Source organism: Streptomyces cucumeris, from assembly GCF_024295805.1.
GTDB lineage: Bacteria > Actinomycetota > Actinomycetes > Streptomycetales > Streptomycetaceae > Streptomyces > Streptomyces cucumeris.
On the sequence record NZ_JANCLX010000026.1, the window covers coordinates 73,983 to 88,501 of the forward strand.

A 14,519-nucleotide genomic window follows, 5' to 3' on the forward strand; every position below is an offset into this window, starting at 1 on the left:
CCCCAGACGACGGGCCCGGGGGGCCCCGCCCCGCCGGGGCCCCTTCGCCGTGTGCCCCCCGGCCGCGGCCGGTGGTCACGGCGGCTAGTCCCGGAAGATGGAGATCAGCCGGAGCAGCTCCAGGTAGATCCAGACCAGCGACAGCGTCAGACCGAACGCGGCCAGCCAGGACTCCTCGCGCGGAGCGCCGTACTGGACACCGTCCTCGATCTGCTTGAAGTCCATGGCCAGGAAGGCCGCGCCGAGCACCACGCCGATGATGCCGAAGACGATGCCGAGACCACCGCTGCGGAAGCCCAGACCGTCACCGCCGCCGAAGGCGGCGAACAGCAGGTTGACCGCCATCAGCAGTACGAAGCCGATGGCCGCCGCGAGCACGAAGCGCTGAAAGCGTGCGTTCACCCGGATGAGCCGGGTCTTGTACGCCACCAGCACACCGACGAACACCGCCATCGTGCCGAGCACCGCCTGCATCGGGATGCCGGACCAGCGCTCGTTGTACACCTGGCTGATGACGCCGAGGAAGACACCCTCGAAGACCGCGTAGCCCATGATCAGCGCGGGCGAGGCGGTGCGCTTGAACGACTGGACGAGGCCCAGGACCATCGCCACCAGCGCGGCACCGATGCCGATGCCGACCGGGAGCTCGGCGATCCAGGCGGCCACGGCGGCGACGATGACGGTGCCCAGCGTCATACCGGTGCGCATGACGACGTCGTCCATCGTCATGACGCCGGTCCGCGGACCCGTCGGCGGCGCCCCGTACATCTGCTGGAGCTGCTCGGGCGTCAGATTCTGCTGTGCGCCCGCCGCGTAGGGGTTGGTCGGTGCCTGTCCCTGCGCGTACGGGTTGCCACCGGCGTACGGATTTCCCTGACCTGCGGCGGGCCCGGCCTGCGGCGCCGCGCCGAAGCCGGCGTAGCCGCCGGTGCGGCTGAACCCCCGTCGCGAGAAGACCGGGTTGCTGCTCCTCATCTCACTCCTCCATGGCCGCCCTGCGCGACCTTGACTCAAGAGTAATAGGTAAGCAAAGAATGCACCCTAGTGCCCAAGGAGGATCTTTTCACGCATGGCGAGCGCACGCGAGGGCCCCCTGGGCCCTGCGGTGGAGCAGCGGGCGACCATCCGCGCACGCTGAGTGCCGTTCAACGATCTGGAGGTGCCCGGAACCGGACTTGAACCGGTACGCCCGCGAGGGGCAGCGAGGTTTAAGCTCGCCGTGTCTGCATTCCACCATCCGGGCAGCGGCTCCCTGGGCCGTACCATCCGCGTACGGCCCTCCCCATAGGAGAGCAGCACGAGCCTATCCGGGGACAAGCCCCCGAACAGCGAATCCCCAGACCGAGGTTGTCTTATTTTATTGGCAACTGAGTGCCCATCAGCGGCGGGGCGGGGTACCGGTGGATACCGGTCGGCGTCGGACCTGCCCATATGCCGGGCACCGCGCTGATGAGGGGAATGACGCAATCTCGATGCCCCCGGACGGGGGCCCTCTCCTACCCAGGGAGGAGGCGCCCGGCGGCTCCTACGACCCCAGTGCCGGGCGGAAACCGGAGCAACGGCGGATCCCGGGCGGCCGGGCAGCCGGGACCATGGAGGGACATCCCCGCGAGGTCCCGCAGCACGGGCCTGTCCCCCCACGGTGCGGGGAACGTCCCGTACCGCACGACAGGAGCCCTTCACCGTGACCACCACCCCCTCCGGCGTCGAGACCGCCGCCCGCCCCACCACGGCGGCGGCCCGTGCCACGGACCTCTCCAAGGTCTACGGACAGGGCGAGACCCAGGTCATCGCCCTGGACGCCGTGTCCGTGGAGTTCCGGCAGGCCGAGTTCACCGCGATCATGGGCCCCTCCGGCTCGGGCAAGTCCACGCTGATGCACTGCATGGCGGGTCTGGACACGGTCTCCAGCGGCTCCACCCGGATCGGTGACGTCGAACTCACCGCGCTGAAGGACAAGAAGCTCACCCAGCTCCGCCGCGACAAGATCGGCTTCATCTTCCAGGCGTTCAACCTGCTGCCGACGCTGAACGCGATCGAGAACATCACCCTCCCGATGGACATCGCGGGCCGCAAGGCCGACCAGGCGTGGCTGGACCGGGTGGTGGAGACCGTCGGGCTGTCCGGGCGCCTCAAGCACCGCCCCAACCAGCTCTCCGGCGGTCAGCAGCAGCGGGTGGCGGTGGCCCGCGCCCTGGCGGGCAAGCCGGACATCATCTTCGCCGACGAGCCCACCGGCAACCTGGACTCCCGGTCCGGTGCCGAGGTCCTGGGCTTCCTGCGCAACTCGGTGCGGGAGCTGGGCCAGACGGTGGTGATGGTCACCCACGACCCGGTCGCCGCCTCCTACGCCGACCGGGTGGTCTTCCTCGCCGACGGCCGGATCGTCGACGAGCTGCACGACCCCACCGCCGAGGCGGTGCTGGACCGGATGAAGCGGTTCGACGCCAAGGGCCGCACCAGCTGACACCGGACGCACTCCGTCCGGTGCGGCCCCCGCGCACGCTCCGCCGACCCCCAGACCCGTCAGGACTGACACCCCATGCTCCGTACCGCCTTGCGCAACGTGCTCGCGCACAAGGCCCGGCTGCTGATGACCACGCTCGCCGTGCTGCTCGGCGTGGCCTTCGTCTCCGGCACCCTGGTCTTCACCAACACCATCTCCGACGCCTACCAGAAGAGCTCCGAGAAGGGCTTCGCCGGCGTCGACGTGGCCATCACGCCCGACCGTGACTCCGACGACGACACCGGCAATCCGGGCGAGGCGCCGCGACTCGGCCAGCGGGTGCTGGACCGGGCCGCCCAGGTGCCCGGCGCCGCCTCGGTGACCGGCAGCGTCTCCGGCTACACCGCCCTGTCCGAGAAGGACGGCGATCTGCTCGGCGACGGCTTCTCCAACCTCGGCGGCAACTACTACCCGGACAAGAGCGGCAAGGACCCGCGGTACACCATGACCGACGGCCGCGCGCCGAAGGCCGCGGGCGAGGTGGCGCTGGACGCACGGTCCGCCGAGCGCGGCCACTACACGGTCGGCGACACCATCCGGGTGTCGGTGGACGGCCCGGTCCGCAAGCAGAAGGTCGTCGGCGTCTTCCGCACCGACGACGGCAACGTGGCGGCGGGCGGCAGCCTCGCGCTGTTCGACACCCCCACCGCGCAGCGGCTGTTCGCCAAGCCGGGACAGTTCGACGAGATCGACGTCAAGGCCGCGGCGGGCACCTCGCAGACCGCGCTGAAGTCGGCGATCGACAAGGTCCTCCCCAAGGAGGCCCAGGCCGAGACCGGTCAGAAGCTGGCCGATGACCAGGCCGAGCAGATCAAGGAGAGCATGAGCGGGATGCAGACCGGCATGCTGGTCTTCGCCGGGATCGCGCTCTTCGTCGGCATCTTCATCATCGCCAACACCTTCACCATGCTGGTCGCCCAGCGCACCCGGGAACTCGCCCTGATGCGCGCGGTCGGCGCCACCCGCCGCCAGGTCACCCGCTCGGTGCTGATCGAGGCCACCGTCGTCGGTGCCATCGCCGCCGTCACCGGTCTCGCGGCCGGTGTGGGCATCGGCGCCGGACTGCGCTCGCTGCTCAACGCGACCGGGGCCACCGTCCCGGACGGCCCGCTCGTCGTCGACACCAACACCGTGCTGGTCTCGCTGGCCGTCGGCATCGTGGTGACGGTGTTCGCCGCCTGGCTGCCGGGCCGCCGCGCCGCGAAGATCCCGCCGGTCGCCGCGATGAACAGCGTGCACGCCCCGCCGAGCACCCGCGGTCTGGTGGTGCGCAACACCATCGGCGCGATCCTCGCCGCCGGTGGTGCCGCGCTGGTGCTGGCCGGTGCGAGCATGGGCATGGACGGCAAGGGCTTCATGGGGATGGGCGCCGCGGTGCTGGTCATCGGGGTGTTCGTGCTCACCCCGCTGCTGTCCCGGCCGCTGATCGCCGCCGCCGCGCCGCTGCTGCGGGCGTTCGGCATGCCGGGCAAGCTGGCCCGGCAGAACGCGGTGCGCAACCCGCGCCGTACCGCCGCCACCGCCTCGGCGCTGATGGTCGGTCTCACCCTGATCACCGGGATGACCGTGATCGCGGGCAGCGTCCAGAAGGGCATCGACAAGATGGCCACCGACGCGCTCAAGTCCGACTTCGTGGTCAGCATGGGCGGTTTCGACGGCCAGCGTCCGCTGTCGCCGGATGTCGCGCGCACCATCGCCGAGCTGCCCGAGGTCACCGCGTCCAGCCCGCTGCGCACCTCCGCCTCCCGTATCGACGGCGACACCGAGTACCTGACCGGGGTCAACGGAAAGTCCATCACCGACCTGGTGGGCCTGGACTTCGAGACGGGCTCCTTCTCCGGGCTCTCCGGCAACAAGGCCGTCGTGGACGACGAGATGGCCAAGGACAACGGCTGGAAGGTGGGCTCCACCATCCCGCTGACCTACGAGGACGGCCGCCGCGGCACACTCACCGTCCAGGGCGTCTACGACGGCAACGAGATGATCAGCGGCATCATGCTGGACGCCGCGGCGCTCACCCCGCATATGTCCACCGTCGCCGATACGCAGGTGATGGTGAAGACGAAGGGCGGCGCCTCGGACGAGACCAAGGACGTCCTGGAGAAGGCGCTCGGTGACAACCCGGCGATCCAGGTGCAGACCAAGAAGGACATCTCCGAGGGGATCGCCCAGGCCTTCACCCTGATGCTCAACATGCTCTACGGCCTGCTGGCCATGGCGGTGATCGTCGCCGTGCTCGGGGTCATCAACACCCTGGCCATGTCGGTCTTCGAGCGGTCCCAGGAGATCGGGATGCTCCGGGCGATCGGCCTGGACCGGCGCGGCATCAAGCGCATGGTCCGGCTGGAGTCGCTCGTCATCTCCCTCTTCGGCGGAGTGCTCGGTCTGGGGCTCGGCGTGTTCTTCGGCTGGGCGGCCGGAGAGATGATCGCCAACGGGATGCCGACCTACGAGCTGGTCCTGCCCTGGGGCCGGATGGCCATCTTCCTGGCACTGGCCGCGTTCGTGGGCGTGCTGGCGGCGCTGTGGCCCGCCCGCCGGGCCGCGAAGCTCAACATGCTGGCGGCCATCAAGGCCGAGTAGCGCGGCGCGCGCCATGAGGACGGCGTCCCCGTCCGCCCCGCACCGGGGCGGACGGGGACGCCGTCGTTTCCGGCCCGGCTACTCCCGCCAGTCGCGGCTGCGCAGCGGCAGCCCGGACGTCCCGTCGGCGGGGGTGCGCACGGCCAGGACCTGGTTGACGCCGATGCGGTTGCGCTCGAAGGACAGGGCGCACGCGGCCATGTAGAGCCGCCAGACCCGGGCCCGGCCCGGGGAGGTGAACCGCACCGCCTCCGTCCAGTGCCGCTCCAGACCGGCCACCCAGGCGCGCAGGGTGAGCGCGTAGTGCTCGCGGATGGCCTCCACGTCCCGCACCTCGAACCCGGCCTGCTCGAGCTGGCTCACGGTCCGGCCGAGCGGGGCCAGCTCACCGTCGGGGAAGACATAGCGGTCGATGAACGCGTCCACCCGGTACGCCTCTTCGTCCGCCTCCGGGCGCCGGGCGATCTGGTGGTTGAGCAGCCGCCCGCCGGGCGCCAGCAGCCCGTGCAGGATGGCGGCGTACTCGGCGTAGCGGACGGCGCCGACGTGTTCGGCCATACCGATCGAGGAGATCGCGTCGAAGGGGCCGTCGGCGACCTTGCGGTAGTCCTGGACGCGGATCTCGATCCGGTCGGTGAGCCCGGCCTCCGCGATGCGCTTGCGGGCGTACGCCGCCTGCTCCTCGGAGAGCGTGATGCCGACGGCGGTCACCCCGTACTCGCGCACCGCATGCAGCACCATCGAGCCCCAGCCGCAGCCCACGTCCAGCAGCCGCTGCCCGGGGCGCAGCGCCAGCTTGCGGCAGACCAGGTCCAGTTTGGCGTGCTGAGCCTCTTCGAGGGTGCCGCCGGGTCTGTCCCAGTAGGCGCATGAGTAGACCATCGAGGGGCCGAGCACCCGCTCGTAGAAGTCATTGCCCACGTCGTAGTGGTGGCTGATGGCCGCCTTGTCGCGGCGCAGGGTGTGCAGCGGTCCGCGGCCGGGGACGCGGGCCTCCTCGCGCGGCGGGGGCGGCGGCAGGCCCGGTCCGGCGAGCGCGATCAGTCCGCGGGCGGCGGAGCGCACGGCGGGGTCGCGCACCGCCCGGAGGGCGGCGGTGAGCCGGGACTCCCGGGGCCCGGAGCCGCGCTCCCACAGCAGTCCGGCGAGAACGTCCAGCGCCTGGTACAGATCGCCCTCGATGTCCAGGTCACCGGCCACCCAGGCACGGGCCAGGCCCAGTTCGCCGGGCTTCCACAGCATCCGGCGCAGCGCCCGGCGGCGCCGTACGACGAGGGTCGGGGTGCCGGGCGGTCCGGCCTCGCTGTGGTCCCAGGCGCGGATGCGGAGCGGGAGCGGGGCTCCCAGCGCCTCGTCCGCCAGGGCGGCCAGCCGTCCAGCGGCGTCGGTCATGTCGCACACCTCCGTGATGGCGAGTCAGCGAGGATCCACTCACCACGTAAACACCACGGAACCATCCGTACAGTCCCGGCGACACGTCTGGAATCGGTAAAAGTCATCCCGCGCTCCGGCGGATGCCGGGGCGCGGGCATGACGAAGGGCGCCCGCCCCACGGATGGCGGACGCCCTCGGCGTCAGATGTGCGTGTTCAGACCGTCAGGTCAGGACGCCTTGGCCTTCTCGGCCTTCTCGGCCGGAGCACCGGCCGGGGCCGGTCGCGCGGCGGCGGCAGCGGAGACCGGGGCAGCCGCCTCGTAGAACTCCTCACGGGGGTTCTCGATGGCGCCCAGCGAGACGACCTCGCGCTTGAGGAACATCCCGAGCGTCCAGTCGGCGAGCACGCGGATCTTGCGGTTGAAGGTCGGCATCGCCATGCCGTGGTAGCCACGGTGCATGTACCAGGCGAGACGGCCCTTCAGCTTGATCTTCATCTTGCCGAAGACGATCATCGCCACGCCCTTGTGGAGGCCGAGGCCCGCCACGGCGCCCTTGTTGGCGTGCTTGTACTCACCCTGCGGGAAGCCCCGCATCCCCGAGATCACGTTGTCGCCGAGCACCTTGGACTGGCGCAGCGCGTGCTGGGCGTTGGGCGGGCACCAGGCGCCCTCGCCGACGGCGAGGTCCGGCACCTGGGCGTTGTCGCCGGCGGCCCAGATGTAGTCGGTGCCCTTGACCTGGAGGGTGGGGTCGACGTCCACATGGCCGCGGGGGCCGAGCGGGATACCGAAGCGGGCGAGGGCCGGGTTCGGCTTCACACCGGCGGTCCACACGATGGTGTTGGAGTCGACCTCGAGGCCGTTCTTCAGCACGACATGGCCGTCGATGCAGGAGTTCATCGAGGTGTTGAGGTAGACCTCGATACCGCGCTTCTGGAGGTGCTCCAGACCCCACTGGCCCAGCTTCGGGCCGACCTCGGGGAGGATCTTGTCCGCGGCGTCGACGAGCACGAAGCGCATGTCCTCGCGCGAGACATTGGGGTAGTACTTGGCCGCGTCACGGGCCATGTCCTCGACCTCGCCGATGGTCTCCGCACCCGCGAAGCCACCGCCGACGAAGACGAAGGTGAGCGCCTTGCGGCGGATCTCCTCGTCGGTCGTGGAGTCTGCCTTGTCGAGCTGCTCGAGAACGTGGTTGCGCAGGCCGATGGCCTCCTCTATGCCCTTCATACCGATGCCGTTCTCGGCGAGACCGGGGATCGGGAAGGTGCGGGAGACCGCGCCGAGCGCAACGACCAGGTAGTCGAAGGGCAGCTCGTACGCCTCGCCGACGAGCGGCTGGACGACGGCGACCTTGCGGTCCTGGTCGATGGTCGACACGCGGCCGGTGAGGACCTCCGCCTTGGGGAGCACCCGCCGCAGCGGGACCACGACGTGACGGGGGGAGATGCTGCCGGCCGCAGCTTCGGGGAGGAAGGGCTGGTACGTCATGTACGAGCGAGGGTCGACGACCGTGACGGTCGCCTCGCCGTACCGCATCTTCTTCAGGATGCGGCGCGCCGCGTACAGGCCAACGTACCCACCGCCTACTACGAGGATCCTGGGACGCTCCGTGGTGCTCATGTTTCGAGTATCCAGCACCCCTGGGGGCAGGGCTCGTGAGCCCCTTCACAAGCATCCAGGGGGTATCTGCTACACTCCGCCGCCCCCGTGACGGACGCCATACTCCGGGAGGGGAACCACCTGTTGGTCCGAGGCGTTCCCACCCCGCTGAACAGGGCTTGTGCATGAACGCGGGAGTAGCCCAGGGCCCCCGGGCGGGGTCGGGCGGAGTCACCCACACCGGCCAGGATGCGGTCAGCGGCGGGGCGGGCCCGCCGAAACCGCGCCGGAGCGCCGCCACAGGCGGCGACCAGGGGCCTTTTTCATGTGAAGGATTTCACGAACTTTCTTCCGAGTGACACGCGGAAGCCCCCCGGACGGGCCTCCGCGGCCGCTCATACGTCGTTCGTCCCGCTCAGGCGACGCTCCAGGCGATGCCGTCGAGGATGTCGTGTTCACTCACCACGACCTCCCGGGCGCCGGTCCGTTCCATGATCGAGAGCAGTACGAGCGCCCCGGCGGCGATCACATCGACCCGCCCCGGGTGCATCACCGGAATCGCCGCCCGCTCGGCATGGGTGGAGGCCAGCAGCTTCGTGGTGATCTCCCGGACCCGGTCGACCGGGATCCGCGCGTGGTGGATCGCGGTGGAGTCGTACTCCGGCAGGTCCAGCGCGATCCCGGCGATGGTGGTCACCGATCCGGCGAGACCCACCAGGGTGTGCCCGCCCTCCTGAGGTCCGCAGACCCCGTCGAGCGGCACGGTCTCCCCGGCCAGGTCCAGCGCCCGGGCGGCATCGGCCCGTATCGCGGCGATCTGACCGGCCGTCGGCGGGTCCGTGACGGTGCCGCCGGAGACCAGATGGCGCTCGGTCATCCGGACACAGCCGATGTCCACACTGCGGGCGGCTCGGACCGCGGTGTCCCCGGAGACGAACTCCGTGGAGCCACCGCCGATGTCCACCACCAGATAGGGGCCGCTCAGCCGCTCGTGCCCGGACAGCTCCTTGGTGGCGCCGGTGAAGGAGAACTCCGCCTCCTGATCGCCGGTGATCACCTCGGGCTCCACGCCCAGGATGTCCACCACGCCGTCCACGAACTCCTGGCGGTTCTCGGCGTCTCGGGAGGCGGAGGTGGCGACGAACCGGACGCGCTCGGCGCCCTGTTCCCGGATGACCCCGGCGTACTCCCGGCAGGCCGCGAAGGTGCGCTCCAGCGCCTCGGGCGCCAGCCGCCCGGTGCGGTCCACGCCCTGGCCCAGCCGGACGATGGTCATCCGGCGGTCCAGCTCGGTCAGCTCACCGGTGGCCGGATCGGCGTCGGCCACCAGCAGCCGGATGGAATTGGTGCCGCAGTCCACGGCGGCGACACGGGTCATACTCCGTCCTCCCCCGCACCGGACGGCCCGGAGGCGCAGGCCCCGCCGGACTCCTCCGATCCGCAGGGCACGACACACGGGCCCTTGCGCCACCACTCGGGCAGCATCGCGATCGCATCGTCGCCGAGCGGATTGACCCCGGGGCCCACCGCGAGGGAGTGGCCGACCAGAACGTGCAGGCACTTCACCCGGTCCGGCATCCCGCCCGCGCTGGGGAATCCCTCCAGCACCTCGATGGCGTCGCGCCGGGCGATGTAGTCGTCATGGGCGGCGCGGTAGCCGTCGGCCAGCTCGGGATCGTCCGCCAGCCGCGCCGTCATCTCCTTCATCACACCCTCGGCCTCCAGGGTGCCGATCGCGGAGGCCGCGCGCGGGCAGGTCAGGTAATAGAGGGTGGGGAACGGCGTACCGTCCTCCAGGCGCGGCGCGGTCTCGACGACATCGGGGTTGCCGCAGGGGCAGCGGTGGGCGACCGCGCGCAGCCCGCGCGGAACCCGGCCGAGCTGCATCTTGACCGCGGCGATGTCCGCGTCGGTGGGCGCGGTGGGCTCCGTCTGCGGAGGGGGCGTATCCATGAGTGGAGTGTTCTCTATCGATCGGTTTCGGACCGGGCGCGAACGGAGCGCGAACGGTGCCGTATCAGCGGGGTGGGTAAGCCGCCGTCGGCGCGTCCGCCGCGTCCACGGCGTCCCAGAAGTTGGTGTACCAGGGACGTCCGGCCGCCCCCTGGTCGGTGGTGTGCTCACTGTCGGCGCTGCCGTCCACCACGCTGAAGCCGGTCTCCCCCGGCATCAGGAAGTGCAGCCGCTCCCGGGCCTGCTGCTCGGTGTAGGCCGGGTCCTGGAGCCGGACCTTCTGCTCCCGCAGCTTCTTCACGTCCTCGCGCGCCTGCTGCGCCTCACGCCGCTGGTCGGCGATCTGCGAACGCTGGGAGATGTACTGCCGCATCGGGTAGGCCAGCGCCACCACCAGTGAGCAGACCACCAGCGCGAGCAGGGCGGCCCGGCCGGTGAGCCGGCCGCGGCGGCGCCGGGTGCGCACCCGGTAGACCCGGGCGGCGGCGTGCTCGCCGAGCGCCTTGAGTCTGGTCGCGGTGGAGAACCGGTCCCGATCCGCCGGCACATCGCCTCCCCGGTGATGACTTCGCTTGAGTGACGCCGTCCCCGGCCACGGTACGGGACCGCGGCCGGGGACGTGCGTCAGACGTGTCTGCTACTCAGGTCGAGCGCGTCCTCGCGTCCTTTCGCGGACGCGCGGAGGTGGGCTCAGCCCTTGTAGCGCGGGAAGGCGGAGCGGCCCGCGTACACCGCGGCGTCGTCCAGGATCTCCTCGATGCGCAGGAGCTGGTTGTACTTGGCCACGCGCTCGGAGCGGGCCGGGGCGCCGGTCTTGATCTGGCCGCAGTTGGTGGCGACGGCCAGGTCGGCGATGGTGACGTCCTCGGTCTCGCCGGAGCGGTGGGACATCATGCACTTGAAGCCGCTGCGCTGGGCCAGCTCCACGGCGTCGAGGGTCTCGGTCAGCGAGCCGATCTGGTTGACCTTGACCAGCAGCGCGTTGGCGGTGTCGTTGTCGATGCCGCGGGCCAGGCGCTCGGGGTTGGTGACGAACAGGTCGTCGCCGACGAGCTGGACCTTGTCACCGAGCTGCTCGGTGATGGTCTTCCAGCCGTCCCAGTCCTCCTCGTTCAGCGGGTCCTCGATGGAGACCAGCGGGTACGCGGCGACCAGCTCGGCGTAGTAGGAGGTCATCTCGGCGGCGGTGCGGGACTTGCCCTCGAACTCGTAGGAGCCGTCCTTGTGGAACTCGGAGGCCGCCACGTCGAGCGCCAGCGCGATGTCCTGGCCCGGCTGGTAGCCGGCCTTCTTGATCGCCTCGACGATCAGGTCCAGGGCCTCACGGTTGGAGTCCAGGTTCGGCGCGAAGCCGCCCTCGTCACCCAGACCGGTGGACAGGCCGCGCTCCTTCAGCACCGACTTCAGGGTGTGGTAGACCTCGGTGCCCCAGCGCAGCGCCTCGGAGAAGGACTCCGCGCCGATCGGCGCGATCATGAACTCCTGGATGTCCACGTTGGAGTCCGCGTGCGAACCGCCGTTGAGGATGTTCATCATCGGGACCGGCAGCAGATGGGCGTTGGGGCCGCCCAGGTACCGGAAGAGCGGGAGGTCGGACGCCTCGGAGGCGGCGTGCGCGACGGCCAGCGAGACGCCGAGGATGGCGTTGGCGCCGAGCGAGGACTTGTCCGGGGTGGCGTCCAGGTCGAACATCGCCTGGTCGATCAGCCGCTGCTCGGTGGCGTCGTAGCCGACGAGCTCCGGGCCGATCTGCTCGATCACGGCGAGGACGGCCTTCTCGACGCCCTTGCCGTTGTAGCGGTTCTTGTCGCCGTCACGGAGCTCGAGGGCCTCGAAGGCACCGGTGGAGGCACCGGACGGAACGGCGGCACGGCCCGTGCTGCCGTCGTCGAGGCCGACCTCGACCTCGACCGTGGGGTTGCCTCGCGAGTCGAGGATCTCGCGAGCTACGACGACGTCGATGGACGGCACGAGGTTCTCCTTCGTATGTGTCTGCGGTAGCGACACGAGCCTAACCGGACCGGAGGGCCGTACCCCCCGTTCGCCCGTCCCGCGAGACAGGACGTGGCATAAATAGCCAGTTTTGGGTGCCGATATCTACATTTTCCGTGAACCGACGAGCCCCGGCCGGAACGCACCGCGGGAACGGCGCGCCCGGCCGGGGCTCATGGTCGGCGTGTGGCCGCCGGGACCCGGATCCGGCCACGGTCGGCCGGACCTCGGTCAGCTCAGGTGGAGCCGCTGGCCCGGGTAGATCAGGTCGGCCTGCTCGACGATGTCCTTGTTCCGCTCGAAGAGCTTCTTCCAGCCGCCCTCGACATGCTCGGCCTTGGCGATCTTGCCCAGGGTGTCGCCCGGCTTGACCTTGTACTCGCCGTCGCCCTTCTTCACCGGGCCGCGGGCCTCGGAGCGGGCGGCGCGGTCGGACTCGGAGCGGGTCTCGGCCTTCGGCTGCGCGGGCTTGGGCGCCGGGGCCTTCGACTCCTGCTGACCGGAGTCGGCGGGGGCGGACGGGGTCGGGGTGCCACCGGTGGTGAGCCCGGTGCCGCAGACGGGCCAGGCGCCCTTGCCCTGGCCGGCCAGAACCTTCTCGGCGACCTGTATCTGCTGGTCCTTGCTGGCCTTGTCGGCCGTGGGGGCGAACGAGGTACCGCCGTAGGCGGCCCAGGTGGAGCTCGAGAACTGCAGTCCGCCGTAGTAGCCGTTGCCGGTGTTGATGGACCAGTTGCCGCCGGACTCGCACTGCGCGACCTTGTCCCACTGGGCGGTGGTGGCCGCGGAGGCGGAGGTGGCCCCGATCAGCGGGGCGGCCACGGCGGCGCCCGCGAGACCGGCGAGCGCGGCGATACGGGTGGCCTTGGACGGGCGGCGGTGCTTGCCGTTGGACTTGAGCATCGTTGGTTCGTTTCCTCACCGACGCCTACGAGGTGAGCTGTCGGGTTCGGGCGTGAGTTGCCCGGCCGGTCACCACCGATCGACGAATGATCGACGATCGATCACACCGGCTTCACCCCAAGCCGACGAGCCCGTTTCCACAGGCCATTCGGCACCTACCTTGGGTCCCCCGCTCCTGCCTTCGGCGCTGACGCGTCGGTTCCCCCCGACCGCCGGCAGGACTCGGCGTGACGATCGACGGTGCCCGCGGTGGCGAGCGGAACGACGGTAAGCACAGCCCCCGAGAAGGTTCAAACACCCCATTCACAGCGAGAGCTGCTGTATCTGATCTCACTCGGCCCACATCCACGCAGGTGGGGCCGGGTGAGGAGAGATCGGACAGGGGGTGCGCACCGGGAGATGTGACGAGATCTATGTCTCACCGGTGCCAGATCGGGCAATTCACCCCGAACTACCGCTCCTTGGCACTGAGGTCCAGCCGCTGACCGGGGAGGATCAGATCCGGATTGTCCCCGATGAGGCTTTCGTTGCCTTTGTAGAGGCCGCGCCACCCGGTCGGCAACTGCTCGCGCCGGGCGATGTCTGAGAGGTTGTCACCGGGCCGGACGGTGTAGCCGCCGCCCGAGGCTTCCTCCTCGCGTTCCCCGCTGTCCCGTGAGGCATGCCGCCCTGAGGGCCGCGGGGCCGCCTGGTCCTCATCGGCCTCGTCCGGGTCCGCGGCACCGCGGTGGCGTCCGGTGGGCTCGGAGTCGGCGCTCTCGCCCCCGGACTCCGAGGCGTCCGGGGACTCCGGGATGCCGGAGGAGTCGGAGGACTTCGTATCCGACGGGGACGGGGAGTCCTCGTCGCCCTCGCCGTCCTCGCGGTCCTCGCGGTCCTCGCGGTCGGAGGCGGACGGGGACGGCGTCTCCCGCTCGTCCCCCTCGCCGGGCGTCCGGCGCTCGCCGGAGTCACCGGAGTCATCCGAGGGATCCGCGGAGTCCTGGGAGTCCGAGGGCTCCGTGGCGTCCGCGGAGTCGTCGCGGTCCTCCGCCGCCGAGCCGTCACGCTCGTCCTCCCCGCCGTCACCGCGCTGACCGGTGGACGGCGGAGCGGTGTAGCCGGGGTCCACCTCGGGGGCGTCACCGCCGTCGGACAGCCCCGCGTTCACCGCGCAGCTGGGCCAGGCGTCCGGGCCGCGGTCGTCCAGGATCGACTGGGCCACGGATATCTGCTGGGAGCGGCTGGCCAGATCGGGACGCGGGGCGTAGGCGGTGCCGCCGTAGTCCTTCCACATGGACAGGGTGAGCTGGAGACCGCCGTAGAAGCCGTTGCCCTCGTTGGCGCTCCACATCCCGCCGCTCTCGCACTCGGCGACGCGGTCCCAGGTGGCGGTGGAGGCGGCCTGGGCGCCACTGGCCCCGAAGAGGGGGATGGCGAGTCCGGCACCCGTGATGCCCGCCGCGACGACGATGGCCGGAGCCTGACGGGGGCGGCGGTGTCGACCGTTCCCGGAACGCATGTGGTGGCCTCTCGTGTCGGCGGTTGAGTTGTCGGTTGAACATAGCGACGGCACCCGATCATCACAAGCCGGTGTATCCCAGGTCACGCCCCGGTCACGCCGC

At 70.6% G+C, this 14,519-nt stretch carries 11 protein-coding genes, 1 tRNA gene and 1 riboswitch; of the genes, 2 read left to right on the forward strand and 10 right to left on the reverse strand.

What is annotated here, in order from left to right:
* Window positions 1–84: 84 nt before the first annotated feature.
* Both NMK44_RS30110 and NMK44_RS30115 read right to left on the reverse strand, forming a co-directional pair.
* Window positions 85–975: a Bax inhibitor-1/YccA family protein gene (locus tag NMK44_RS30110; RefSeq protein WP_254749035.1), complete on the reverse strand. Its 891-nt coding sequence runs from the start codon at window positions 973–975 to the stop codon at window positions 85–87.
* Window positions 976–1,160: 185 nt separating this feature from the next.
* Window positions 1,161–1,243, reverse strand: a tRNA-Leu gene (locus NMK44_RS30115).
* Window positions 1,244–1,684: 441 nt separating this feature from the next.
* Between NMK44_RS30115 and NMK44_RS30120 the strand changes: the two genes are divergently transcribed.
* Window positions 1,685–2,467 (forward strand): ABC transporter ATP-binding protein, encoded by a 783-nt coding sequence (locus NMK44_RS30120; protein WP_254749037.1) that lies wholly within the window; start codon window positions 1,685–1,687, stop codon window positions 2,465–2,467.
* A gap of 75 nt (window positions 2,468–2,542) precedes the next feature.
* A complete protein-coding gene (locus NMK44_RS30125) occupies window positions 2,543–5,089 on the forward strand; it encodes an ABC transporter permease (protein ID WP_254749039.1) in 2,547 nt (848 codons plus the stop codon).
* 78 nt (window positions 5,090–5,167) lie between these two features.
* Here NMK44_RS30125 and NMK44_RS30130 read toward each other — a convergent pair whose 3' ends face one another.
* The 8 genes from NMK44_RS30130 to NMK44_RS30165 all read right to left on the reverse strand — a co-directional run bounded on the left by NMK44_RS30130 (window position 5,168) and on the right by NMK44_RS30165 (window position 14,416).
* Entirely contained in the window at window positions 5,168–6,481 is a 1,314-nt protein-coding gene (locus NMK44_RS30130) for an SAM-dependent methyltransferase (RefSeq protein ID WP_254749041.1), read from the reverse strand.
* Window positions 6,482–6,690: 209 nt separating this feature from the next.
* Window positions 6,691–8,088, reverse strand: coding sequence for an NAD(P)/FAD-dependent oxidoreductase (locus NMK44_RS30135; RefSeq protein ID WP_254749043.1), 1,398 nt, complete (start codon window positions 8,086–8,088; stop codon window positions 6,691–6,693).
* 394 nt (window positions 8,089–8,482) lie between these two features.
* A complete protein-coding gene (locus NMK44_RS30140; RefSeq protein ID WP_254749045.1) occupies window positions 8,483–9,445 on the reverse strand; it encodes a Ppx/GppA phosphatase family protein in 963 nt (320 codons plus the stop codon).
* Complete coding sequence (locus tag NMK44_RS30145; protein ID WP_254749047.1) at window positions 9,442–10,020, reverse strand: DUF501 domain-containing protein; 579 nt, start codon at window positions 10,018–10,020, stop codon at window positions 9,442–9,444. Before NMK44_RS30145 ends, NMK44_RS30140 begins: the two co-directional genes overlap by 4 nt.
* A 64-nt stretch (window positions 10,021–10,084) precedes the next feature.
* Complete coding sequence (locus NMK44_RS30150) at window positions 10,085–10,567, reverse strand: FtsB family cell division protein (protein ID WP_254749049.1); 483 nt, start codon at window positions 10,565–10,567, stop codon at window positions 10,085–10,087.
* 143 nt (window positions 10,568–10,710) lie between these two features.
* Entirely contained in the window at window positions 10,711–11,991 is a 1,281-nt protein-coding gene (gene eno, locus NMK44_RS30155) for a phosphopyruvate hydratase (RefSeq protein WP_254749051.1), read from the reverse strand.
* 252 nt (window positions 11,992–12,243) lie between these two features.
* Complete coding sequence (locus NMK44_RS30160) at window positions 12,244–12,915, reverse strand: LysM peptidoglycan-binding domain-containing protein (RefSeq protein WP_254749053.1); 672 nt, start codon at window positions 12,913–12,915, stop codon at window positions 12,244–12,246.
* Window positions 12,916–12,922: 7 nt separating this feature from the next.
* Window positions 12,923–13,112: riboswitch (cyclic di-AMP (ydaO/yuaA leader) on the reverse strand.
* A 254-nt stretch (window positions 13,113–13,366) separates the two neighbouring features.
* Complete coding sequence (locus NMK44_RS30165) at window positions 13,367–14,416, reverse strand: transglycosylase family protein (protein WP_254749055.1); 1,050 nt, start codon at window positions 14,414–14,416, stop codon at window positions 13,367–13,369.
* Between the last annotated feature and the right edge of the window lie 103 nt (window positions 14,417–14,519).